Raw genomic sequence first — 22574 nt, 5'->3', positions numbered from 1 at the left:
GTGGGGGGGGGCGGGGGGCGGGGCGGGGGGTGGGGGGGGGGGGGGGGGGGGGGGGGGGGGGGGGCCGGGGGGGGGGGGGGGGGGGGCGGGGGGGGCCCCCCCCCCCCCCCCCGGCCGGGGGGCTCTGCCCCCCGGACCCCCCGGAGTACTTGCGCCAAGAAGAAGCGCAAGGCCGCGCGGTGACATCTTGCGGCTCGTGCGGCGGGCGAGAGGGTAAGGCGTGCGGCCGTTACCCGTTATGCACCGCCACCGGAGCGCCCGAGGCCATGTCGGTGCCGATATAGGGCTTGTGCGCGGTCTTCCACGCCGCGAAGCCGCCCTGAAGATGCGCCGCCCGGTCGTGGCCGGCCGCCAGATACGACTCGGCCACCTTGCGCGAGCGCACTCCCGAGCCGCAATGGAACACGATCCGCTTGTCACCCTCTTGCGGCAGGAAGGACGGGTCGTAGGCCGCCATCGGCAACAGCAGCGAACCGCGGATATACTCGAACATGTATTCCTGCGGCGTGCGCACGTCGATCAGCACCACGCGGCCCTCGGCCATGCCCTGTTGCAGATCGTTGATGTCCCAGTGTTCCAGCGTCTTGCCGTTCACGTCCTCGGTATGCATCGTTGGTTCTCCTTGAATCTGCGGGGTGCCCGGACCCATCGTGACGAGAGTGCGTGCGATTCCCGTGACGCCGCAAGGCCCCCGCCGCCGCCCGGAAGAGGCAAATAATCGCGGAACCCCTGCGGAATGGGTCTTTGATCCGGGCACAAGACTCAATAGATGTGTCAGACAGAATTCCAAGCGGGGCGCGCGGTACGGCGCCCGTCCGAAGGGAGAGACCCATGCTGAACAATATCGGCCTTCCCGGCCTTCTGCTGATCGCCGTCGTCGTGCTGGTGCTTTTCGGCCGCGGCAAGATCTCGTCGTTGATGGGCGAGGTCGGCAAGGGCATCACCGCCTTCAAGAAGGGCGTCAAGGAAGAGACGGAAGAGGCGTCCAGGAACCTGGAAAGCGCGCGCGACGTCACCCCCGAGCAGGAGAAGGACAAGGCGTGACGCGCCTGTCCTGCGCGTGAGCCCATGTTCGACCTCGGCTGGACCGAACTTCTTCTGATCGGCATCGTGGCGCTGATCGTGGTGGGCCCCAAGGACCTGCCGGGCATGTTCCGCACGCTGGGCCGGTTCACGGCCAAGGCACGCAACATGGCGCGCGAGTTTCAGCGCGCGATGGACGACGCGGCCGACCAGGCGGGCGTCAAGGACATGGCCAACGATCTGAAGGACGCCGCGAACCCGCGCAAGATGGGCCTCGACAAGCTGAACGAGGCGGCCGAGAAATTCGAGAAATGGGATCCGAAGCGCCCCGCGCCGCCCCCGCCGGCTGCCGAGATGACCGAAGAACGCCAGGCCCAGGCCGACAAGGTCAGGAGGGCGATGGAAGATAAGGGCCAGGCCCGGCTTGACGCGGAACGCGCCGCCCGGGCCGAGGCCGAGGCGGCCGCCCCGGCGCCCGAGACCAAGAGCGACGCATGACCAGCGACGAGATCGAAGACAGCTCTGCCCCGCTGATCGAGCATCTGGCGGAACTGCGCACAAGGCTGATCTATTCGGTGTCGGCCTTCATCGTGGGGATGGTGATCTGCTTCACCGTCTGGAACCCGATTTTCAACTTCCTGACCGATCCGATCTGCGGCGCGCTGGCCGACCGCGGGCAGGATTGCGGGCTCTATCTCATCAAGCTGCAGGAAGGCTTCTTCGTCGCGATCCAGATCTCGCTGGTGGGGGGGCTTGCGCTGTCGTTCCCGTTCATCGCCTACCAGATGTGGCGGTTCGTGGCGCCGGGCCTTTACCGGTCCGAGAAATCGGCCTTCCTGCCCTTTCTGATCGCCTCGCCCTTCATGTTCTTTCTCGGGGCCGCGTTCGCCTATTACGTGGTCACGCCGCTGGCCTTCGACTTTTTCCTCGGCTTCCAGCAGGTCGGCTCGCTTGCGGCCGAGGGCGAGGAGGTGGCCTCGCAGACGGCGGGCATCACCTTCCACGGCTCGGTGCAGGAATACCTGTCGCTGACCATAAAGTTCGTGCTCGCCTTCGGGCTGTGCTTCCAGTTGCCGGTGCTGCTGACGCTGATGGGCAAGGCGGGGCTGGTCTCGGCGGCGGGGCTGGGGTCGGTGCGGAAATATGCCGTCGTCGCGATCCTGGTGCTGGCCGCGCTGGTCACGCCGCCCGATGTCATCACCCAGGTGATCCTTTTCGCTGTGGTCTACGGGCTTTACGAGATCTCTATCCTGTTGGTCCGCCGGGGCGAGAAGAAGCGCGAAAAGGATCTGCGCGAGCAGGGTCTGTGGTTCGAGGACGACGAGGCGGACGACCCGCTGATGAAGGAATTCGACCAGGGCGAGGATGCGCGCCCGTGAGCGGGGACGACCTGAGGCGCATCGCCGAGGCGCTGGAGCGGATCAGCCCGGCGCCGGCCAGCGCCCCGGATTTCTCGGGGGCCGAGGCTTTCGTCTGGCATGTCGCGCCCGACCATCTGGCGCCGGTGGCCGAGGTCAACCGGGTGGACCTGACGCTCCTCCAGGGGATCGACCGGGCGCGCGACACGCTGTTGCAGAACACCCGCCATTTCGCCTGCGGGCTGCCTGCGAACAATGCGCTGTTGTGGGGCGCGCGGGGCATGGGCAAGTCGAGCCTGGTCAAGGCGGTGCATGCAGCCGTGGTGGCCGAGGGCCACGCGCTGAAGATCGTCGAGGTCCAGCGCGAGGACCTGCCTTCGATCGGACGGCTGCTGACCCTGCTGCGCGGCGCGGCCGAACGGTTCGTGCTGTTCTGCGACGACCTGTCGTTTTCCCATGACGACCAGCATTACAAGTCGCTCAAGGCGGTGCTGGATGGCGGGATCGAGGGGCGCCCCGAAAACGTGGTGTTCTACGCCACCTCGAACCGGCGCCACCTGATGCCGCGCGACATGATCGAGAACGAACGCTCGACCGCGATCAGCCCGTCCGAGGCGACCGAGGAGAAGGTCTCGCTGTCGGACCGGTTCGGCCTCTGGCTTGGCTTCCACCCCTGCAGCCAGGACGAGTACCTGTCGATGATCCGGGGCTACTGCGCGGCCTGGGGGGTCGAGATCGACGAAACCCGCCTGCGCGCCGAGGCGATCGAGTGGCAGGCCACCCGCGGCGCCCGCTCGGGCCGCGTCGCCTGGCAGTTCTTCACCGACCTCGCCGCGCGCCGGGGCGTGCGGCTCGCCCCGGGCTGACCGGCGCAGGGCGGGTGCCCTGTCTTCTTCTTGGTGAAAATACTCCGGGGGTCCGGGGGCAGAGCCCCCGGCGGGTTGTTAGTGTTCAGTCGGTTTGATCCCTGTGGTTCAGTCGGTTTGATACCGGAAGCGGCCCCAGGTGTCCGGACTGCCTCGGATGGTTTTTCCGCCACCAGGCATTGATTGCGGACCGGCCGACGCGGCGGTCTGGTGGGAGTGGCCTGGCGACTTCCTCGGCCAGGTCAATGAACGTCATCCGGTCGATCCTGGCGCGGATGACTGGCTGGTCTCCGGCGCGGATTTCGTCAGTGAGGGCTCGGAGCTTCGCCTTGGCGCAAACCAAGGCGAAACCCAAGGATCCGCACCGGACTTGACGCCGATCCCGCCCGAGTGGCGCCTGGCCTATTTCCGCCGCCGTCCCTTCGGCACCGGCAGCGGCCGCACCCGCTTCTCGATCTCGTCGTAGAGCAGTCCCGCGATGTTCTTCCCCGAAGCCTTCTCGATCCCCTCCAGCCCGGGCGAGGAGTTCACCTCCAGCACCTTCGGCCCGTCCGAGGACCGCAACAGGTCCACGCCCGCAAGGTTCAACCGGAAGGCGCGCGCCGCCTTCACGGCGATCTCGCGCTCGGCACGGGTGATCCGCACCGCGTCGGCATGGCCGCCCTGGTGCAGGTTCGACCGGAAATCGCCTTCGGCACCCGTGCGCTTCATCGCGGCGACCACCTTCGATCCGACGACAAGGCAGCGGATGTCCTCGCCCGCTGCCTCCTTGATGAAGTGCTGCACCAGAAAGGACGCCTTGAGCCCGCGAAAGGCAGAGATCACCGATTCCGCGGCCTTCTTGGTCTCGGCCAGCACGACGCCCTTGCCCTGCGTCGATTCCAGCAGCTTCACGATCAGCGGCGCACCGCCCACCAGCGAGATCAGGTTGTTCGTGTCCTTGGGCGAGGCGGCGAAGGCGGTCGTCGGCATCCCGATCCGGTGGCGCGCCAGGATCTGGTGGGCGTGCAGCTTGTCGCGGCTGGCCGTGATCCCGTCCGAGCCGTTCACGCAATAGGTGCCGACCGTCTCGAACTGGCGGATCACCGCGGTGCCGTAAGAGGTGACCGAGGCCCCGATCCGCGGGATGATCGCGTCATAGCGGGGCAGGCGCGTGCCGTCGTAATGCACCTCTGGCGCCAGCGCATCCAGTGCCATGTAGCAGCGCGCGGTGTCGATCACCTCGACCACATGGCCGCGCGCCTCGCCCTCGGCCACCAGCCGCGAGGTGGAATAGGTGTGCGGTTCTCGGCTGAGGACGGCGATCCGCAGCACGCGCGCCGGGGCAACCTGGCGCATCTCGGATGTGTGGTACACGTCATAGGACAGCCGCGGCTGGCAGAAGCTTTCGCCCGGGCTGACCACCACATCCTCGCCCAGCGCCTGCCGGCCCAGCAGCATCCGGTAGGCCATGCCGCCCCGGTGGGTCAGCGTCAGTTCGATCGGCCAGCGCCGGTCGCCCACCTCGATCTCGGCCCGGATCACGAAGCGCCACTCGGAATCGCCGTTCGACGAGGTGACCTCGCGCCGGTCGACGATCTCGGCCGAGCAGGGGATCGACAAATCCTCGCGCCCCGGGATCGGGTGCACGGCGAATCGCACCTTGGGCCGCGAGGCGGGGCCGAAAGGTTCGATATCGAAGGCGTGCAGCGCCGAAGTGCGCGCGCCGGTGTCCACCTTCGCCTTCATCGCAGGCAGGCCAAGACCGGGCAGGGCGACCCATTCCTCCCAGCCTAGGCGGAACAGGGGCTCGGCAAGCGCGGTGCCGGTGATCATGCGGGCGCCTCCTTGGCATTTTTCCAGAATCGCCTAAGAACGCGTCTTCGGCCCGGCGATGCGAGACCAGATATGACGGCGGCGTTCAACTTTGATGTTACGGCAATCGACGGCGCGGCGCGAACCGGCGTGATCGCGACGCCGCGGGGCGCGATCCGCACGCCCGCCTTCATGCCGGTTGGCACCGCCGGAACGGTCAAGGCGATGCTGCCCGAAAGCGTCGCGGCCACCGGGGCGGACATCCTGCTGGGCAACACCTATCACCTGATGCTGCGCCCCGGGGCCGAGCGCGTGGCGCGGCTGGGGGGGCTGCATCGCTTCATGCACTGGGAGCGGCCGATCCTGACGGATTCGGGCGGGTTCCAGGTGATGAGCCTTGCGGGGCTGCGGAAGCTGACCGAGCATGGGGTCACCTTCAAGAGCCATATCGACGGCTCGCGGCACGAACTGACGCCGGAACGCTCGATGGAGATCCAGCGCCTGCTGGGGTCCGATATAGTGATGTGCTTCGACGAATGTCCCGCTCTGCCCGCCTCGGATGACGAAGTGGCGCGCGCGATGCGGCTGTCGATGCGCTGGGCCGAGCGGTCCAGGGCCGCGTTCGGCGACCGGCCCGGACATGCGCTGTTCGGCATCATGCAGGGCGGCGTCAATCGCGAGTTGCGCGAGGAATCGGCCGAGGCGCTGAAGGCGATCGGGTTTGACGGCTACGCGGTGGGCGGGCTCGCCGTGGGCGAGGGGCAGGCGGCGATGTTCGGCGTGCTCGACTATGCGCCGGGCTTCCTGCCTGCGGAGAAGCCGCGCTACCTGATGGGCGTGGGCAAGCCCGAGGACATCGTGGGCGCGGTCGCCCGCGGCATCGACATGATGGACTGCGTGTTGCCCACGCGCTCGGGCCGGACGGGACAGGTGTTCACCCGGCGCGGTGCGCTGAACATCAAGAACGCCCGCCACCAGGATGACCCGCGCCCCATCGACGAGGCCTGCACCTGCCCGGCCTGCCGCAACTACTCGCGCGCCTATCTGCACCACGTCTTTCGCGCCCAGGAGATCATCGCCTCGATGCTGCTGACCTGGCATAACCTGCACTATTATCAGGAGTTGATGGCAGGCATGCGCGCGGCGATCGCCGAGGGACGGTTTGCCGCCTGGCAGGCCGGGTTCCATGCGTTGCGGGAAGAAGGCGACGTTCCGCCGGTCTGAGCGTGAATCATGCACCCATGGCAAGGGGCGCCCCGCATGGCGGGACGCCTTGCCGGTGTGACCGAAACCGCCCTCAGGCGCGGGTACGGCGGCGGACGACAGCGAACGCCCCCAGTCCCGCGGCCAGAAGCGGCAGACCGGCCGGCAACGGCACCTGCGAAGGCGCCAGGGCGTCGAGTGCGCCGACCGCAAGCGCCGGGTAGTCGGTGAAGAAGCCGTCCATCCCGGCCTCGATCCAGGGCAGGAACTGCGCCTCGGCCGCCTCGGGCGTGGTCGGACGGAATGTCCAGCCATGGACCGCCAGCCCCAGCGCATGGGCCGCCTCGATGAAGCCCGCGTCAAGGTCGTAGCCCAGGTTCACGCCCAGGCCATCGGCAAAGCCCGCAAGATCGTCCAGCGCCGAGACCGTCTGCGTCGTGGCATCGTAAACGCCATAGGCATCGCCGGTCTTGATGACATAGCCCAGCGCGGCGATGGCATTGTCCATCGCAAGGATATCCTGCATCCCGGCCAATTGCCGCGCGCCTTCGTGGCTGAAGGTCTGGATGAAGGTGTTGGGCACCGACCCGTCGAAACCGTAGGCCTGCATCTGTTCCAGGATCTTCGCGTTCATCGCAAAGCTGTTCGGTGTCTTCGCCTCGGGATAGATGCCCACCGTGTCGCCGGTCGCCTGGTTATGGGCCTTCACGAGTGCCATCACCTCTTCGAAGGTCGGTACCCTGAACGGGTCGGCCATCGACGGCGTGTAGCCGGGATAGGACGTGCTGGCGGTACGCGTGGGCAGCGCGGTCAGGGTCTTGATCTCTGCCAGCGTGAAATCGGCCACCCTGTAGCCGCCGTTGCGCGGCTCGAACAGATCCGCGACATTGGTGGTGCGGATCAGCGTGGCGTCGTGGATGGCCACCAGAACGCCATCCGCTGTTTGTTGCAGATCGGGCTCGACCACATCCGCGCCCATCTTGATGGCCAGTTCATAGCCGGCCAGCGTATGTTCGGGCAGATAGCCGCTGGCGCCGCGATGGGCGATCACCAGAGGCGCCTCGCCGGACAGGGTCGCGTAGACAGGGGCCGCATGGGCCGGCGCGATCAACGCCACGACAAGGGCCGCGGCAGTCGCAAAGGGGCGAGTCATGGTCGTCTCCTGCAAGAGTTGAGTTCCGGGCGGCCGAAACAATTCGTCCGCACGCAGCGGATTAGGCATCCCTTGCGACAGTTCGTTCAAACTCGCGCAAAGCTTTTGCGAAGACCGCGAGGCAGGATGCGGGAGACGATGCGCATCGACGGTCGATACGCACAACGATTGTGCGCTTGCACCCGGCGGAGGGGACGGGCATGCTGAGCCGAAGTCACCGACGAGTCTGGTTGAATCCGGGGTTTCAACCCCCAGATATTGAAACCAGAGAGGAGGGGACCGGGAGCCGCCGGAAGATCGGGGCCAGCGTCCTCTTGCCAAATCAGGGAACGCCCATGACCGACCAACAGAACACCGCCTTTCCCGTCCTGCCGCTGCGCGACATCGTGGTCTTTCCCCACATGATCGTGCCGCTCTTCGTCGGGCGCGAGAAATCCGTTCGCGCGCTGGAAGAGGTGATGCAGGACGACAAGCACATCCTGCTTTCGGCGCAGATCGACCCCGCGGTCGACGAGCCTACGAAGGACGGGATCTACCGGACCGGCGTTCTGGCCAATGTGCTGCAACTGCTCAAGCTGCCCGACGGCACCGTCAAGGTGCTGGTCGAGGGCAAGACCCGGGTGCGGATCAGCGAATTCCTCGAAAACGATGCCTTCTTCGAGGCGCGTGCCGACCTGCTGGCCGAGGAACTGGGCGACGAGCCTACGGTCGAGGCGTTGCTTCGCTCGGTCGGTGCCGAGTTCGAGCGCTATGCCAAGATCAAGAAGAACATCCCCGAAGAGGCCTTGGCCACCGTTTCCGTCACCCGTGCCCCCGACAAGCTGGCCGACCTGATCGCCGGCCATCTGGGGATCGAGGTCGCGCAGAAGCAGGAGCTTCTTGAAACGCTGGTGATCGCTGACCGGCTGGAGAAGGTCTATGGCCTGATGCAGGGCGAGATGTCCGTCCTGCAGGTCGAGAAGAAGATCAAGACGCGGGTCAAGTCGCAGATGGAGCGGACCCAGCGCGAATACTACCTCAACGAACAGATGAAGGCGATCCAGCGCGAGCTGGGGGATGGCGACGACGGCCAGAACGAGATCGCCGAACTGGAAGAGCGCGTGGCGCGGACCAAGCTTTCGAAGGAGGCCAAGGAGAAGGCCGAGGCCGAGATCAAGAAGCTGAAGTCGATGTCGCCGATGTCGGCCGAGGCCACCGTCGTGCGCAACTATCTTGACTGGATGCTGGCGCTGCCCTGGGGCGTGAAGACCCGGGTCAAGAAGGATCTGAGCCGCGCCGAGACGGTGCTGGACGAGGATCATTTCGGGCTGGAAAAGGTCAAGGAGCGCATCGTCGAATACCTTGCCGTGCAGCAGCGCAGCCAGAAGCTGAAGGGGCCGATCCTCTGCCTCGTCGGGCCGCCCGGCGTGGGCAAGACCTCGCTCGGCAAGTCGGTCGCGCGGGCCACGGGGCGCGAGTTCATCCGCATCAGCCTGGGCGGCGTGCGTGACGAATCCGAGATCCGCGGACACCGGCGGACCTATATCGGCTCGATGCCGGGCAAGATCATCCAGGCGATGAAGAAGGCCAAGTCCACCAATCCGCTGATCCTGTTGGATGAAATCGACAAGATGGGTCAGGATTTCCGCGGTGATCCGGCCAGCGCGATGCTTGAGGTGCTGGACCCCGAACAGAACGCGACCTTCGTCGACCACTACCTCGAGGTGGAATACGACCTCTCGAACGTGATGTTCCTGACCACCGCGAACTCCTACAACATGCCGGGGCCGCTTCTGGACCGGATGGAGATCATCACGCTGGCGGGCTACACCGAGGACGAGAAGCGCGAGATCGCGCTGCGCCACCTTGTGCCCAAGCAGATGAAGAACCACGGGCTGAAGCCCAGGGAATTTGAACTGACCGAGGCAGCGCTGACCGAGATGATCCGCCGTTACACCCGCGAGGCGGGCGTGCGGAACCTCGAACGCGAAATCGCGAAACTCGCCCGGAAGGCCGTGACCAAGCTGATCAAGAAAGAAGTCGAGAAGGTCACGATCACGCCGGACGTGCTGGAGGAATTCCTGGGCGTCAAGAAGTTCCGCTATGGCCTGGCCGAGAAGGAGGACCAGGTGGGCGTCGTCACGGGGCTGGCCTGGACCAGCGTCGGCGGCGATCTTCTGTCCATCGAGGCGCTGAAACTGCCGGGCAAGGGCCGGATGAAGACCACCGGCAAGCTGGGCGAGGTGATGAAGGAGTCGATCGACGCGGCCTCGAGCTTCGTGCGCTCGATCGCCCCCGATCTCGGCATCAAGCCGCCGAAGTTCGAGAAGTGGGACATCCACGTTCACGTCCCCGAGGGCGCGACGCCCAAGGACGGGCCGTCCGCGGGTATCGCGATGGTGACCTCGATCGTCTCGGTGCTGACCGGCATCCCGGTCCGCAAGGACATCGCGATGACCGGTGAGGTGACGCTGCGCGGCAACGTTCTGGCGATCGGCGGGCTCAAGGAAAAGCTGCTGGCGGCGCTGAGGGGCGGCATCAAGACGGTGCTGATTCCCGAGGAGAACGAGAAGGACCTGCCCGAGATCCCCGACAACGTGAAGCAGGGGCTGACGATCATCCCCGTCGCAAACGTGCGCGACGTCCTGAAACAGGCGCTGGTCCGCGCGCCCGAGCCGATTGACTGGGACGAGGCGGCCGAGGAGGCCGCTGCCCAGGCGGCGGCGGCAAGCGCGGGCGAGGATGCGGCAGGGCAGATCGCCCACTAAAGCCGTCCTTGGCCGGAGTCGATGCAAGGCGCGCCGTATCTCGGCGCGCCTTTTCGTTGTCCGGTCCAGCCCGCCGGCGCGCAGGTCTTTCGCGGCGATCCGGCATCGGGAGTGTGCCGAGGCCGGCATCCTGATGCCCCTGTCCTGCGGGCGCGGCCGGATGGAGGAAAGAAGGTCAATAGCCCCCTTGCGGAGCCGGAGGAGGACGGCTAGAAAGCGCGCCACGGGTGATTAGCTCAGTGGTAGAGCGCTTCGTTCACATCGAAGATGTCGGGAGTTCGAATCTCTCATCACCCACCATCCCACGGCAGTTGATTTCCCAAGGCCTTGCCGGAAAAGGCAAAAGCTTTGGTCAGCTGGTGCAGGTGGGGGCGCATGGCCAGAATCGTCATGCCCCCGGCGGTCCTGCGCGGAGCGACCTGGACCTCGTGGTGCGATGGCGTATTGCCCTTGCCGGAAAGCCCTCAGAACCTGCCCGGCCCCATGCCGGTGGTGCGGGCGGCCGGGTTGTCCGGGGATGGTCGGCGACGACGTGCCGGGGCCGCGTCAGTCCTTTGACCGCTCCACATAGGTGTTGTCGGCCGTGTTGATCACCACCCGGGTGCCGACATCGATATGCGGCGGCACCATGACCCGCACGCCGATATTGGTCATCGCCGGCTTGTAGCTGGAAGAGGCTGTCTGGCCCTTGACCACCGGCTCGGTCTCGGTGATCTCGACCACGATCTTTTGCGGCAGTTCGATCGCGATCGGGTTGTCCTCGAAGGTTTGAAGGAATACCCGCATCCCCGGTTCCAGATAGGCCGCCGCATCGCCCACAACGTCGGGGCTGGCCACCACCTGGTCGAAATTCTCCGGGTTCATGAAGTGATAGCCCTCGCCGTCGTCGTAGAGGAAATCGTATTCCCGCTCGTCGACGTTGGCCTTTTCCACCTGCTCGGTGGTTTTCCAGCGCTCGGTGGTCTTCACCCCGTCCGAGATCCGGCGCATGTCGACGGATGTCGTCGGCGTGCCCTTGCCGGGGTGGAAGTTCTCGGCCTTGAGAACGACGTAGAGCTGGCCATCCTTTTCGACGACGTTGCCCTTGCGGAGCGAGGAGGCGATGACTTTCACGTGGGGCTTCCTTGTGGAGGGTCGTTGCGCGCTGTAAGCGCCGGATCGGACCCGGCCCTAGCCGAACTTCGCGCGAAATTCCAGACGAAAGGCGCATCCCTTGACCGAGACCCCGTGGTGGAGCCCCGACCGGCACGCCGACCGCCGCCCCGTCCTGCTGGCGCGCAATCGTATCCAGGCCGCGATCCGCGGCTGGCTGGCGGCCGGGGGCTTTGCCGAGGTCGACCCCCCCGCGCTGGCCGTCAGCCCCGGTAACGAGGCGCATCTGCACGCCTTCGAAACCCGGACGATCGGCAATGATGGCGTGGCGCGGCGGATGTATCTGCACACCTCGCCGGAATTCGCCATGAAGAAACTGCTGGCCGCGGGCGAGACGCGGATCGCTGCCTTTGCCCATGTCTGGCGCAACCGCGAACGGGGGCCGCGCCACAGCCCGGAATTCACCATGCTGGAATGGTACCGCGCGAACGAGGACTACGCGGTGCTGATGGACGACGTTGCCGCGATGCTGCGCCTCGCCTGCGAGGCGGCCGGTTCCCCCGTGCTGCGCCATGCAGGGGCAGAGTGCGATCCGTTCCAGCCGGTCGAACGGCTGTCGGTGGCCGGGGCCTTCGCGGCCCATGCCGGGATCGACCTGCTGGCCACGCTGCACCCCGATGGCGGCACCGACCGCGGCGGGCTGGCCGCGCAGGCCACCGCCGCCGGGATCAGGATCGCGCCCGACGACACCTGGTCCGACATCTTCAGCCGTGTGCTGGTCGAACGGGTCGAGCCGCATCTGGGCGTCGGCCGGGTGACGATCCTGGACCGATATCCCGCCGCCGAGGCCGCTCTGGCCCGCGCCTGCCCCGACGACCCGCGCGAGGCCGAGCGGTTCGAGGTCTATGCCTGCGGGGTGGAACTGGCCAACGGCTTCGGCGAGTTGACCGATCCCGACGAACAACGCCGCCGGTTCGAGGCCGAGATGGACGAGAAACAGCGCGTCCATGGCGAGCGCTATCCGCTGGACGAGGACTTCCTGGCCGCGCTGGCGTTCATGCCGCCCGCCTCTGGCATCGCGCTGGGCTTTGACCGGCTGGTGATGCTGGCCACCGCCGCGCCGCGCATTGATGATGTGCTCTGGGTTCCGGTCGCGTGACGGGCTCGGTTCGCGACGCGAGTGGTCAAGGCAAGCGAGGAACTCGACCTTAGGTGGGCCCTCACGCGCCGGTGCCAGGGTGCGCATGGCGCGGCACGGGTGCCTGCTGCTCCGGACTGGCCGGATGCCCTCTTTCCACATCATTGCCGTGGTCGGGGTGCGGGTCGCCAGGATCGGGCTGCCGTCCGGCTGGTGGTTCGCTGTTGTCGGAATCAGACGGTGGTGTGGAACGGATCGGTGAAGTGGCAGGGCGCGGACGTTGCCTCGGGCCGCAGCGCGGCCAGCGCGATCAGCGCGAAGGCGCCGGCCATTCCGCCAAGCCAGTAGGCGAGGGCTGATACCATGAACCCGGTGTCGAACATGATTGCCGCCACGGCGGCCGACAGACCCCCGGTCAGGATGGAACACAGAACGAACGCAACAGCCATCGACCACTCCTTGCTGACCGCGAGGATTCCCGGTGAATGGGGCGGGATTGCGGCACCGACAAGGAAACCCGATGACGGTTAACAAGCGGTTGACGGGGGCCGCCCACCGGCGGAAGGGCTTGCGGTGCGGCCGGAGCCCGGGCTAAACGGCAAGGGCCGGGCGATTAGCTCAGTTGGTAGAGCGCCTCGTTTACACCGAGGATGTCGGGAGTTCGAGTCTCTCATCGCCCACCACCCGGTGCGTCTTGATCCCGTCACCCGGCCTTGCGAGGTTGATCCGAACACCTGCGCAAGGAGTCGCCCATGTCCCGTCCGCTTGCCGAACTCATCGCCCAGGGCCGGGGTGCGGTGCCCGCCGATCTGGTGCTGACGGGCGGGCAGGTTCTGGACCTTGTGACCGGCGAGACCGTTCCGGGCGACGTGGCGATCTGCGGCGACACCATCGTGGGGATCGGCGCCGCCTACGAGGGGCGCGAGGTGATCGACGTCTCGGGGTTGACGCTGGTTCCGGGCTTCATCGACACGCATCTGCATATCGAAAGCTCGCTGGTCACGCCTTTCGAATTCGACCGCTGTGTGTGCCCCCGGGGTATCACGACCGCGATCTGCGACCCGCACGAGATCGCCAATGTGATCGGCGTGCCGGGGATCACCTATTTCCTGGACGCCGCGGCGCGCACGGTGATGGACATCCGCGTGAACCTGTCGTCCTGCGTGCCCTCGACCGAGATGGAGACCGCGGGCGCCCGGATCGGGGCCGGCGATCTGGCCGCGCTGATGGATCACCCCCGGGTGATCGGGCTGGCCGAGATGATGAACTATCCGGGTGTGCTGGCGGGTGATCCGGGCGTTCTGGCCAAGCTCGAGGCGTTCCGGGGGCGGCATGTCGACGGGCATGCGCCGCTGCTGTCGGGGCGTGATCTGAATGCCTATGTTGCCGCCGGAATCCGCACCGAGCACGAGGCAACCAGCGCCGAAGAGGCGAAGGAAAAGTTGCAGCGGGGGATGCGCGTGCTGATCCGCGAGGGGTCGGTCAGCAAGGACATGGCAGCCCTGCGCCCGCTGCTGAGCGAACGCACCGCGCCCTATATGTGCCTGTGTACCGATGACCGGAACCCGCTGGACATCGCGGAATACGGCCATCTCGACCACATGATCCGCTGGATGATCGGGCAGGGGAGCGACCCGCTGGCGGTCTACCGCGCGGCGTCGCTGTCGGCGGCCGAGGCTTTCGGGCTCAAGGATCGGGGGCTCGTGGCGCCGGGGCGCCGGGCCGATATCGTGGCGCTGCCCGATCTGGCCGAGTGCCGGGCGGAACTGGTGATCGCAGGCGGGCGGGTGGTGGACGACGCGGCCTTCGATGCGCGCAAGCAGATTGCGCCGGTGGGGCGCGGGTCGGTGCGCGCGCCTGCGCTGACCGCCGAAAGCTTTCGCGCTGCCGCCAATATCGCCGAAACCCATGTGATCGGCATCCTGCCCGGAAAGATCCTGACCGAGCACCTGGTCGAGGTGATCGCCCCGCAGGATGGTGAGAAACGCGCCGATCCCGCCCGCGATCTGGCCAAGATCGCGGTGGTGGAGCGGCACGGGATCAACGGCAATATCGCCGTCGGGTTCGTCCGGGGATTCGGCCTGGGGACGGGCGCCATCGCCTCGACCGTCTGTCACGACCACCACAACATCGTCGTGGTGGGGGTCGACGATGCCGATATGACCCTAGCCGCCGCGCGCCTGACCGAGATCGAGGGCGGATTCGTCGTGGTAGAGGGCGGCGCCGTGCTGGCGGAACTGGCCTTGCCGGTCGCCGGGCTGATGAGCCTGGAGCCGTTCGAGGCGGTCGAGGCGAGGCTTGAGCACCTGCGCGCCGCCGCCCGCAGCCTGGGCGTGACGCTGGAAGAACCCTTTCTGCAACTGGCCTTTCTGGCGCTGCCGGTGATTCCCGCGCTCAAGATCACGGACCGGGGACTGGTCGATGTCGAGCGGTTCGAACTCATCGGTTGAACGGCGTAGACGGGGCTCGATATTCGCGGTCCGAGGCGCTTGACGCGGACCATGGCCCCGCCTAAAAGGCTCCTCACGCCGGGCAAGCCCGGAAGGCGCTGCGGTTGTAGCTCAGTTGGTTAGAGTACCGGCCTGTCACGCCGGGGGTCGCGGGTTCGAGCCCCGTCAACCGCGCCACCGCCTTCCCGATCCGCCCAGCGCAATGCGCGGTTGTAGCTCAGTTGGTTAGAGTACCGGCCTGTCACGCCGGGGGTCGCGGGTTCGAGCCCCGTCAACCGCGCCACTTTCCCGAACGAACCGCCGGAGCGCCGATGGCCCGTTTCCTGGACGACCTGCCGCTTGCGCTGGCGATCGTGCTGGCGCTGAGCCTGGGGTTGGCGCCGTTCCTGCCCGAGCCGCATGTCTGGGAAAAGCTGAAGATGCTGGCAGCGGGCGAGTTGCGCCGGGGGATCGATGTCTTCGATCTTTGCCTGCACGGCGCGCCGTGGCTGTTGCTGCTGGCCAAGCTGGGGCGGATGGCGCTGCGGCGCTAGGGGGTGACACATCGTGCCGGGACGCGCCGGGCCCGGCCCGCGCTCAGCCCGAGAGCGCGGCGAGGATGCGGGCCCAGCTGCGGACCCCCTTGTGAAAGCTCTCGACGTCATATTTCTCGTTTGGCGAGTGGATCGCGTCATCGTCATGGGCAAAGCCGATCAGCATCGAATCCATGCCGAGAATCTTCTTGAAATGGCCCGCCACGGGAATCGAACCGCCACTGCCGATGAAGGCGGCGGGCTTCGGCCATTCCGCCGACAGCGCGGCGCGCGCCTTTTCGAAGGCGGGATCGTCGATCGCCATCTGCGCGGCGGGCGAGGCGCCGTGGCCGTGGAACTCGACCTCGCAATCGGGGGGCAGCATCGCGCGCACCATCGCGCGGAACGATTCGCGGATCTTCAACGGATCCTGGCGCCCGACGAGGCGAAAGCTGATCTTTGCCGAGGCCCGGGACGGCAGCACGGTCTTGAACCCCGCGCCTTCATAGCCCCCGGAAATCCCGTTCACCTCGCAGGTCGGGCGCGACCAGATCATTTCCAGCGGCGTGCGGCCGGTTTCGCCCGCGGGCTGCGACAGCCCGACCTCGCCGAGGAAGCGCCCGGCGTCGAAGCCGAGGCCCTGCCATTGCCGGGCGACTTCTTCGGGCAGTTCGGGCACGCCGTCGTAGAAGCCGGGGACCGTCACCCTGCCGTCGGCATCGTGCAGCGCCGCGATGATCCGGGCGAGCACGCGGATCGGATTCATCGCCGCGCCGCCATACATGCCGGAATGAAGGTCCTTCGAGGGGCCGGTGATCGTGACCTCTTCGCCCAGAAGTCCGCGCAACATTGTGACGATTCCGGGCGTTGTGTCGTCGAACAGGCCGGTATCGCAGATCAGCGCGATATCGGCCTTCAGCGCGTCGGCGTTCTCGTTCAGGAACGGCACCAGCGAGGGCGAGCCCGATTCCTCTTCGCCCTCGAAGAACATCGTAATCCGGGCGGGAAGGGTACCGTGAACCGCCTTCCAGGCCCGGCAGGCCTCGACAAAGGTCATCAACTGCCCCTTGTCGTCCGAGGCGCCACGGCCGCGGATAACCCGGCCGCGCGGGGTCTCTTCGATCGCGGGTTCGAACGGATCGCGGTGCCACAGCGCCAGCGGGTCGACGGGCTGCACGTCATAATGGCCGTAGAACAGCAGATGCGGGCCGGTCTCGCCGCCATGGCCCAGCACCATAGGGTGGCCGGGCGTCGCACAGGGCCGCGCGTCAAAGCCGATGGCGCGCAGATCCTCGGCCAGCCAGTCGGCCGCAGCGGCGCAGTCGGTCGCATGGGCCGGATCGGTCGAGATCGAGGGGATGCGCATCAACGCCATCAGCCGGTCGATCGCATGCGGCAGGTCGGCGTCGATTCGGGACAGGACGGCGTCGAGGGTCATGGGGCGGGCTCCGCTTCGGGCAAGGTCAGGGCAAGCCTAACAGGGGGGCGGGCGCTGTCCAGAGGGGTGGCGGGGGCCGTGGGGCCGCGCTAGGCTCGGGTACGAGCAGGTCGGTTTCGGAGGGTGAGATGCGGGCGCACAGGGCAGTCCTGGGGGCAATTGCGGTTTCGGTTTGCATGGGGGCCGCGCTGGCCGAGCCGCTTGACGGGCGGACGGCACGGGCGCAGCTTTTCGACCCGTCTGGGGTCGAGATCACGCTGATGCGGCACGATTTCCTGTCCGAGAAGGATCTGACCGCGCTCGAATTCGCCGCGCGGCAGCAGCAATATTACGGCGCCATCGCCGCGGCCCCCTCCGAAGGGCTGGTCTCGGAGGCCACCGTCGCAGCGGCGAACTACCATGATGTCGCGTCGGCGGGCGCCTCGGCCGTCAAGGCCTGCGATTCGGCTCGAAAGGGCGGCAAGCCTTGCGTGGTCGTTGCCGAAATCCGTCCGATCGGCTGGGAGCCGCGCCGGATCAGCCTCAGCGCGGCGGCCAGCGACGGGGTACGCAAGCAGTACCGCCCGGCCAAGGGCCGCAAGGCGATGGCCATCTCGTCCGGGACCGGCATCTGGGCCGTCGCGTCGGGACCGGAGGCCGAACGCGATGCGGTTGCAAGCTGCGCCCGGCAGTCGAAACGCGACGATTGCCGCGTGGTCATCGCCGATCGCTAGCCAGGTGTCCAGTTTGCCTGACAGCAATTATGTCAGTTTTCCTTGACAGAGGTCAAAGTCTGTCCATGCTGTGTGGCGGTAACAAAAGGAAGACGTGGGACGCGCGGACCACCCGAAAGGCGGAATCGCGCCGTATTCCAGATGCTGTGCGGCCTGGCAAGGCAGATGTTTCCGATCGGAACGCAGGGCGGGTGGAATGTGGCGATCGACCGCAAAAGATCGGTCAAATTCGCGCCATCCCGCTTAGACAGGCAGCGTTTTTCGACTAAGAAAGACGCGCAGGGAAAAGAGGAGCGGCGCCACAGCGCGATCCCGGGAGCGGGACACGCAAGACGCCATGGGTGGGCGCCGCGAGGCACCCGAACAAAACGGAGGACCCGGACGGCTCCCGCGCCGCGGGGAACGATCGCCGGGTGACCAGCGGCCCTTCGGGGCCCGAAAGCGAAGGAGAGACCCGGTGGATTATACCGCAGCACTGGACACGGCCATCAACCGGCTGCACGATGAAGGCCGCTACCGTACCTTCATCGACATCGCGCGCCGGAAGGGGAATTTCCCCGAGGCCGTCTGGAGCCGCCCCGATGGCGGCCGTCAGGACATCGTCGTGTGGTGCGGCAACGACTATCTCGGCATGGGCCAGCATCCGATCGTTCTGGACGCGATGCAGGATGCGCTGAGCGCCGCCGGCGCCGGGTCGGGCGGCACGCGCAACATCTCGGGCACCACGATCTATCACAAGCAGCTCGAGGCCGAACTCGCGGACCTGCACCAGAAGGAGGCCGCTCTTCTGTTCACCTCGGCCTACATGGCCAACGACGCGACGCTCTCGACGCTGCCGGTCCTGTTCCCGAACCTCGTGATCGTCTCGGACGAACTGAACCATGCCTCGATGATCCAGGGCATCCGCCGCGGCAATTGCGACAAGCACATCTTCCGCCACAACGATGTCGCGCATCTGCGCGAAATCCTTGAAAGGATCGAAAAGGGGCGGCCGATCCTGATCGCCTTCGAGTCGGTCTATTCGATGGACGGTGATTTCGGCCCGATCGAGGCGATCTGCGATCTGGCCGACGAGTTCGGCGCGCTGACCTATATCGACGAGGTGCATGCGGTCGGCATGTACGGCCCCCGCGGCGCGGGCGTGGCCGAGCGTGACAACCTGATGCACCGCATCGACATCATCAACGGCACGCTCGCCAAGGCCTATGGCGTGTTCGGCGGCTATGTCGCGGCCTCGGCCAAGATGTGCGACGCCGTGCGCTCTTATGCGCCGGGCTACATCTTCACCACCTCGCTGCCTCCCGCGGTTGCGGCCGGTGCTGCGGCTTCGGTGCGCTATCTCAAATCCGCCAGTTCGCTGCGCGAGAAGCACCAGGACCGCGCGCGCGTCCTCAAGGCCCGTTTCAAGGGGCTTGGGATGCCGGTCATCGACCACGGCAGCCATATCGTGCCGGTGATCGTCGGGGATCCGGTCCACACCAAGCTGATCTCGGACAGGCTGCTGGAATATTTCGGGATCTATGTGCAGCCGATCAACTTCCCCACGGTGCCCCGCGGTACCGAGCGGCTGCGCTTCACGCCCTCGCCGGTGCACACGCAAGAGCAGATGGATGTGCTGGTCCGCGCGATGGACGAGTACTGGTCGCACTGTGCGCTGAATCGCGCCGAGCTTACGGCCTGACACAGTTCTGCGGGTGCAGCGCTCCCGGGCTTGTGATAATGTTTGCAGAGAAGGACGGCGATTCCCGGGGATCGCCGTTCTACCTTGGGAAACAAAGGCAGGCACGGGGCGGTTTTTATGATCAGGCGCAGGCAGTCGCGCATTGCGGCTGAGGGCTCTCAAGGCATACCCAAAGGGTTCGACGCCTACGAACTGCGCCTCGGAGACGTCATGCGTGGCGAACGGGCGACGCTGGGCAAGTCGCTGCTTGACGTCCAGCGCGAGTTGAAGATTCGCGCCACCTACATCGCCGCCATCGAGAACGCCGATCCCACCGCCTTCGAGACACCGGGCTTTATCGCCGGTTACGTGCGATCCTATGCCCGTTATCTCGGGCTCGACCCGGAATGGGCTTATCGGCGGTTCTGCGAAGAGGGCAATTTCGCCACTGTCCACGGGATGAACGCGGCCGCGGCCGCGCCGAACGCGCCATCGCGCCGCAAGGGCACAGAAGGGCGCGATCCGCTGGCCGACCCGAACGCGATCTTCGTCCCGCGCGGCGAGGCATTCCTGTCCCGGATCGAGCCCGGGGCGATCGGCTCCCTGACCGTGCTTCTGGGGCTGATGGCGGTTCTGGGCTATGGCGGCTGGACGGTGTTGCAGCAGATCCAGCAGGTCAGGCTGTCGCCGCTGGATCAGCAGCCCGGGCTTCTGGCCGATGTGGATCCGCTGGCCGCCGCCGATCAGACCGTGATTGCCGAGGCGCCCGTCACCCCGCCGACGACCGAGGCGCTGGACCGCCTTTATCGTCCCCAGGCGTTGGACCGGCCTGTGATGGTCCCGCGCGACGGACCGATTGCCACGCTCGACCCCGGCGAGATCGGGGTTCTGGTTTCGGACCGCCCGGACAATCACCGCCTTGCCACGGCCGCGACCGCCGTCGCGCCGGAGGCCCAGCCCGGCATGCCCGCGCCCGTACAGGTCGTGGCCGCGGCGCGCCTGCCTGAACTGGCGATCATCGCCGCCCGGCCCGCCTGGGTGCGCGTGTCCGCCGCCGACGGATCGGTGCTGTTCGAAAAGATCCTCGACGCCGGCGAAAGCTATGTGCTGCCCGAAACCGACCAGGCGCCGACGCTGCGCGCGGGCAATTCGGGAGCGGTCTATTTTGCGGTGAATGGCCAGACCTACGGGCCCGCCGCGCCGGGGGCCCAGGTCGCCAAGAACATCGAATTGTCGGCCGATGCCCTGAAGGGGCGGTTCCAGCTGGCCGATGTCGCGGCCGATCCCGATCTTGCGGTTGCGCTGGCGCAGAACGAGGCTGGTGCCGGGTCGCAATGACGCGAGCGCGACAGGGCGCGCGTTGCGCAGAGCCCGGCAATCCTTTATCCATAATGCGAAACCAGCCTACGCCGGACAGGAAACCCCGATGTCTTTGCACGCAGCGCGCCCGTGGCGCCAAATTGACCGCCGCAAGTCCCGCCAGATCCATGTCGGCCCCGTCGCCGTAGGGGGGGATGCGCCGATCTCGGTCCAGACCATGACCAATACGGTCACGACCGACGTCAAGGGCACCATCGCGCAGGTTCTGCGCGCGGCCGAGGCAGGCGCCGACATCGTCCGCATCTCGGTGCCTGACGAGGCCAGTGCCCGCGCGCTGAAGGAGATCGTTGCCGAAAGCCCGGTGCCGATCGTGGCCGACATCCATTTCCACTACAAGCGCGGCATCGAGGCCGCCGAGGCGGGCGCCGCCTGCCTGCGCATCAACCCCGGCAATATCGGCGACGAGACCCGCGTGCGCGAGGTCATCAAGGCCGCCCGCGACCACGGCTGTTCCATGCGGATCGGCGTCAACGCCGGGTCGCTGGAAAAGCACCTGCTCGACAAGTATGGCGAGCCGTGCCCCGAAGCGATGGTCGAGAGCGCGCTGGAACATATCCGCATCCTCGAAGACAACGACTTCTTCGAGTTCAAGATCAGCGTCAAGGCGTCGGACGTGTTCCTCGCCGCAGCCGCCTACCAGGGCATCGCCGAGGTGACGGATGCGCCGATCCATCTGGGCATCACCGAGGCCGGCGGGTTCGTGTCGGGCACGATCAAGTCGGCGATCGGGCTTGGCAACCTGCTGTGGATGGGGATCGGCGACACGATCCGCGTGTCGCTGTCGGCGGACCCGGTCGAAGAGGTCAAGGTCGGTTACGAGATCCTCAAGGCGCTGGGCCTGCGCCACAGGGGCGTCAACATCATTTCCTGCCCGTCCTGCGCGCGGCAGGGTTTCGACGTGATCAAGACCGTCGAGGCCCTGGAAAAACGGCTGGAACACATCAAGACGCCGATGAGCCTGTCGATCATCGGTTGCGTGGTGAACGGCCCGGGCGAGGCACTGATGACGGATGTGGGCTTTACCGGGGGTGGGGCTGGCAACGGGATGGTCTATCTCGCAGGCAAGCAGGACCACCGCATCTCGAACGAAGAGATGGTCGACCACATCGTCGCGCAGGTTGAGAAGAAGGCCGCCGAGATCGAGGCGGCGCTTGCGGCATCAGGGGCCGAGGCGGCCGAGTAGCGCGCCGCCGCTTCAACGGGCAAAAAGATCTTGCCGTCAGGCCGGACAGGAAAACTGGACCCTTCCTGTCCGGGTTGATTCAGTCGCCGTTTGCGTCAGTTGGCCCGAACCTCGTCCACGATCCGGCGCATCCCCTCGAGCGGCATGTAGCCCCGCAGCATCTGCGTTTCGACCACGAAGGTCGGGGTGCCAGAAATCTGCAACCGCTGGGCAAGACCCTGGTTCTCGGCGATCACGGCATCGACCTCGGGCGCGTTCATACGGCCCATGATCGCCGCACTGTCCAGCCCCAGCGAGTCGCCCAGCGATTTCAGGCCGTCCTCGGTCACGTTGCCCCGGAAGGTGATCAGCGCGTCATGCACGCGCTTGTAGGCATCGCCCCCTGCCAGTTGCAGCGTCGCGATGGCAAAGCGCGAGGACAGCACCGACTGGTCGCCGAGGATCGGGAATTCCTTCACCACGAAGCGGATATTGCCGTCGCTCGACACGAGTTCCGCGACCTCGTCATGGGCCTTGCGGCAATAGCCGCAGCGATAGTCGATGAATTCGACCAGCGTGATATCGCCGTCGAGGTTGCCGCCTACCCAGGATTGGCCATCGCGGAACAGCGCGTCGGCATTGACCTGGACGAGGGCCACGTCATTTGCAGACTGCGCCTCGGCCTGGCGCTGTTCCAGCACGCCGATCGCCTCCATCAGCACTTCGGGATTGTCCATTAGGTAGCTGCGCACCTCGGCCCGGAACGCCTCGCGCTCGGCTGCGGTCATCGTGGCCACGTCGAAGGCCTGGGCGGGCAGCGCGAGGCCGAGGGTCATCAGGGCGGCGGCGGGCAGGCGGGTCATCGGTCAGTCTCCATCATGGGTT

General features: G+C 66.7%; 21 protein-coding genes and 4 tRNA genes. 18 read left to right on the top strand and 7 right to left on the bottom strand.

Features of this window, described 5'->3' with window-relative positions; genetic code table 11:
- Positions 1-229: 229 nt before the first annotated feature.
- Entirely contained in the window at positions 230-610 is a 381-nt protein-coding gene (locus tag EV655_RS11775; RefSeq protein WP_132545047.1) for a rhodanese-like domain-containing protein, read from the bottom strand.
- A gap of 221 nt (positions 611-831) precedes the next feature.
- On the opposite strand from EV655_RS11775, the gene tatA reads away from it, so the two are divergent.
- The 5 genes from tatA to EV655_RS11750 all read left to right on the top strand — a co-directional run bounded on the left by tatA (position 832) and on the right by EV655_RS11750 (position 3713).
- Positions 832-1044 (top strand): twin-arginine translocase TatA/TatE family subunit, encoded by a 213-nt coding sequence (gene tatA / locus EV655_RS11770; protein ID WP_132545045.1) that lies wholly within the window; start codon positions 832-834, stop codon positions 1042-1044.
- A gap of 24 nt (positions 1045-1068) precedes the next feature.
- On the top strand, positions 1069-1521 hold the full coding sequence (gene tatB, locus EV655_RS11765) for a Sec-independent protein translocase protein TatB (RefSeq protein ID WP_132545043.1): 453 nt from the start codon (positions 1069-1071) through the stop codon (positions 1519-1521).
- Entirely contained in the window at positions 1518-2402 is an 885-nt protein-coding gene (tatC, locus tag EV655_RS11760) for a twin-arginine translocase subunit TatC (protein WP_132545042.1), read from the top strand. The genes tatB and tatC overlap by 4 nt, the downstream gene beginning before the upstream one ends.
- Positions 2399-3247 (top strand): ATP-binding protein, encoded by an 849-nt coding sequence (locus EV655_RS11755; protein ID WP_132545040.1) that lies wholly within the window; start codon positions 2399-2401, stop codon positions 3245-3247. Before tatC ends, EV655_RS11755 begins: the two co-directional genes overlap by 4 nt.
- 157 nt (positions 3248-3404) lie before the next feature.
- Positions 3405-3713, top strand: a complete 309-nt coding sequence (locus tag EV655_RS11750; RefSeq protein WP_132545038.1) for a hypothetical protein — start codon at positions 3405-3407, stop codon at positions 3711-3713.
- Here the strand turns inward: EV655_RS11750 and rimK are convergent.
- Positions 3650-5062 carry a 30S ribosomal protein S6--L-glutamate ligase gene (gene rimK, locus EV655_RS11745; protein ID WP_132545036.1) on the bottom strand — a complete coding sequence of 471 codons (1413 nt, stop codon included), beginning with the start codon at positions 5060-5062 and terminating at the stop codon, positions 3650-3652. The genes EV655_RS11750 and rimK overlap by 64 nt on opposite strands.
- A gap of 72 nt (positions 5063-5134) precedes the next feature.
- Between rimK and tgt the strand changes: the two genes are divergently transcribed.
- Complete coding sequence (gene tgt / locus EV655_RS11740; protein WP_132545034.1) at positions 5135-6265, top strand: tRNA guanosine(34) transglycosylase Tgt; 1131 nt, start codon at positions 5135-5137, stop codon at positions 6263-6265.
- A gap of 73 nt (positions 6266-6338) precedes the next feature.
- On the opposite strand, the gene EV655_RS11735 is transcribed toward tgt, so the two are convergent.
- Positions 6339-7397 (bottom strand): glycerophosphodiester phosphodiesterase family protein, encoded by a 1059-nt coding sequence (locus EV655_RS11735; RefSeq protein WP_165905335.1) that lies wholly within the window; start codon positions 7395-7397, stop codon positions 6339-6341.
- A 335-nt stretch (positions 7398-7732) separates the two neighbouring features.
- Between EV655_RS11735 and lon the strand changes: the two genes are divergently transcribed.
- Both lon and EV655_RS11725 read left to right on the top strand, forming a co-directional pair.
- Complete coding sequence (lon, locus tag EV655_RS11730; protein ID WP_132545030.1) at positions 7733-10144, top strand: endopeptidase La; 2412 nt, start codon at positions 7733-7735, stop codon at positions 10142-10144.
- A 225-nt stretch (positions 10145-10369) separates the two neighbouring features.
- Positions 10370-10444 (top strand) — tRNA-Val (locus EV655_RS11725).
- Between the two features lie 246 nt (positions 10445-10690).
- On the opposite strand, the gene efp is transcribed toward EV655_RS11725, so the two are convergent.
- Positions 10691-11257: an elongation factor P gene (efp, locus tag EV655_RS11720; protein ID WP_132545028.1), complete on the bottom strand. Its 567-nt coding sequence runs from the start codon at positions 11255-11257 to the stop codon at positions 10691-10693.
- A gap of 100 nt (positions 11258-11357) precedes the next feature.
- On the opposite strand from efp, the gene epmA reads away from it, so the two are divergent.
- The gene (epmA, locus tag EV655_RS11715) at positions 11358-12395 is read left to right on the top strand and encodes an EF-P lysine aminoacylase EpmA (RefSeq protein WP_132545026.1); all 1038 of its coding nucleotides are present in this window, start codon (positions 11358-11360) and stop codon (positions 12393-12395) included.
- Positions 12396-12607: 212 nt separating this feature from the next.
- On the opposite strand, the gene EV655_RS11710 is transcribed toward epmA, so the two are convergent.
- The gene (locus tag EV655_RS11710) at positions 12608-12823 is read right to left on the bottom strand and encodes a hypothetical protein (protein WP_132545024.1); all 216 of its coding nucleotides are present in this window, start codon (positions 12821-12823) and stop codon (positions 12608-12610) included.
- Positions 12824-12981: 158 nt separating this feature from the next.
- On the opposite strand from EV655_RS11710, the gene EV655_RS11705 reads away from it, so the two are divergent.
- From EV655_RS11705 to EV655_RS11685, 5 genes are all read left to right on the top strand, one after another.
- Positions 12982-13057: transfer RNA gene (locus tag EV655_RS11705), tRNA-Val, on the top strand.
- 69 nt (positions 13058-13126) lie between these two features.
- Positions 13127-14824 carry an adenine deaminase gene (gene ade, locus EV655_RS11700; RefSeq protein WP_132545022.1) on the top strand — a complete coding sequence of 566 codons (1698 nt, stop codon included), beginning with the start codon at positions 13127-13129 and terminating at the stop codon, positions 14822-14824.
- 100 nt (positions 14825-14924) lie between these two features.
- Positions 14925-15001, top strand: a tRNA-Asp gene (locus EV655_RS11695).
- A 29-nt stretch (positions 15002-15030) separates the two neighbouring features.
- A tRNA-Asp gene (locus EV655_RS11690) sits at positions 15031-15107 on the top strand.
- 28 nt (positions 15108-15135) lie between these two features.
- Positions 15136-15357 (top strand): RND transporter, encoded by a 222-nt coding sequence (locus EV655_RS11685; protein ID WP_132545020.1) that lies wholly within the window; start codon positions 15136-15138, stop codon positions 15355-15357.
- Between the two features lie 43 nt (positions 15358-15400).
- On the opposite strand, the gene EV655_RS11680 is transcribed toward EV655_RS11685, so the two are convergent.
- Positions 15401-16774: a M20/M25/M40 family metallo-hydrolase gene (locus EV655_RS11680; RefSeq protein ID WP_132545018.1), complete on the bottom strand. Its 1374-nt coding sequence runs from the start codon at positions 16772-16774 to the stop codon at positions 15401-15403.
- 176 nt (positions 16775-16950) lie between these two features.
- On the opposite strand from EV655_RS11680, the gene EV655_RS11675 reads away from it, so the two are divergent.
- From EV655_RS11675 to ispG, 4 genes are all read left to right on the top strand, one after another.
- Positions 16951-17487: a 5-aminolevulic acid synthase gene (locus EV655_RS11675; protein WP_132545016.1), complete on the top strand. Its 537-nt coding sequence runs from the start codon at positions 16951-16953 to the stop codon at positions 17485-17487.
- Between the two features lie 457 nt (positions 17488-17944).
- Entirely contained in the window at positions 17945-19168 is a 1224-nt protein-coding gene (gene hemA, locus EV655_RS11670; RefSeq protein WP_132545014.1) for a 5-aminolevulinate synthase, read from the top strand.
- A 117-nt stretch (positions 19169-19285) separates the two neighbouring features.
- Positions 19286-20485 (top strand): helix-turn-helix domain-containing protein, encoded by a 1200-nt coding sequence (locus tag EV655_RS11665; RefSeq protein WP_132545012.1) that lies wholly within the window; start codon positions 19286-19288, stop codon positions 20483-20485.
- 88 nt (positions 20486-20573) lie between these two features.
- The gene (ispG, locus tag EV655_RS11660; RefSeq protein WP_132545010.1) at positions 20574-21710 is read left to right on the top strand and encodes a flavodoxin-dependent (E)-4-hydroxy-3-methylbut-2-enyl-diphosphate synthase; all 1137 of its coding nucleotides are present in this window, start codon (positions 20574-20576) and stop codon (positions 21708-21710) included.
- 95 nt (positions 21711-21805) lie between these two features.
- Here ispG and EV655_RS11655 read toward each other — a convergent pair whose 3' ends face one another.
- The gene (locus EV655_RS11655; protein ID WP_132545008.1) at positions 21806-22552 is read right to left on the bottom strand and encodes a DsbA family protein; all 747 of its coding nucleotides are present in this window, start codon (positions 22550-22552) and stop codon (positions 21806-21808) included.
- Between the last annotated feature and the right edge of the window lie 22 nt (positions 22553-22574).

Source organism: Rhodovulum euryhalinum, assembly GCF_004342445.1.
GTDB lineage: Bacteria > Pseudomonadota > Alphaproteobacteria > Rhodobacterales > Rhodobacteraceae > Rhodovulum > Rhodovulum euryhalinum.
This window is presented reverse-complemented; position numbering and strand designations above follow the sequence as displayed.

Excerpts from the sequence above, each read along its gene's own strand:
- EV655_RS11775 (WP_132545047.1), bottom strand. The coding sequence starts at position 610 with ATGCATACCGAGGACGTGAACGGCAAGACGCTGGAACACTGGGACATC.
- tatA (WP_132545045.1), top strand. The coding sequence starts at position 832 with ATGCTGAACAATATCGGCCTTCCCGGCCTTCTGCTGATCGCCGTCGTC.
- tatB (WP_132545043.1), top strand. The coding sequence starts at position 1,069 with ATGTTCGACCTCGGCTGGACCGAACTTCTTCTGATCGGCATCGTGGCG.
- tatC (WP_132545042.1), top strand. The coding sequence starts at position 1,518 with ATGACCAGCGACGAGATCGAAGACAGCTCTGCCCCGCTGATCGAGCAT.
- EV655_RS11750 (WP_132545038.1), top strand. The coding sequence starts at position 3,405 with ATGGTTTTTCCGCCACCAGGCATTGATTGCGGACCGGCCGACGCGGCG.
- rimK (WP_132545036.1), bottom strand. The coding sequence starts at position 5,062 with ATGATCACCGGCACCGCGCTTGCCGAGCCCCTGTTCCGCCTAGGCTGG.
- tgt (WP_132545034.1), top strand. The coding sequence starts at position 5,135 with ATGACGGCGGCGTTCAACTTTGATGTTACGGCAATCGACGGCGCGGCG.
- EV655_RS11735 (WP_165905335.1), bottom strand. The coding sequence starts at position 7,397 with ATGACTCGCCCCTTTGCGACTGCCGCGGCCCTTGTCGTGGCGTTGATC.
- lon (WP_132545030.1), top strand. The coding sequence starts at position 7,733 with ATGACCGACCAACAGAACACCGCCTTTCCCGTCCTGCCGCTGCGCGAC.
- EV655_RS11710 (WP_132545024.1), bottom strand. The coding sequence starts at position 12,823 with ATGGCTGTTGCGTTCGTTCTGTGTTCCATCCTGACCGGGGGTCTGTCG.
- ade (WP_132545022.1), top strand. The coding sequence starts at position 13,127 with ATGTCCCGTCCGCTTGCCGAACTCATCGCCCAGGGCCGGGGTGCGGTG.
- EV655_RS11685 (WP_132545020.1), top strand. The coding sequence starts at position 15,136 with ATGGCCCGTTTCCTGGACGACCTGCCGCTTGCGCTGGCGATCGTGCTG.
- EV655_RS11680 (WP_132545018.1), bottom strand. The coding sequence starts at position 16,774 with ATGACCCTCGACGCCGTCCTGTCCCGAATCGACGCCGACCTGCCGCAT.
- EV655_RS11675 (WP_132545016.1), top strand. The coding sequence starts at position 16,951 with ATGGGGGCCGCGCTGGCCGAGCCGCTTGACGGGCGGACGGCACGGGCG.
- EV655_RS11665 (WP_132545012.1), top strand. The coding sequence starts at position 19,286 with ATGATCAGGCGCAGGCAGTCGCGCATTGCGGCTGAGGGCTCTCAAGGC.
- ispG (WP_132545010.1), top strand. The coding sequence starts at position 20,574 with ATGTCTTTGCACGCAGCGCGCCCGTGGCGCCAAATTGACCGCCGCAAG.
- EV655_RS11655 (WP_132545008.1), bottom strand. The coding sequence starts at position 22,552 with ATGACCCGCCTGCCCGCCGCCGCCCTGATGACCCTCGGCCTCGCGCTG.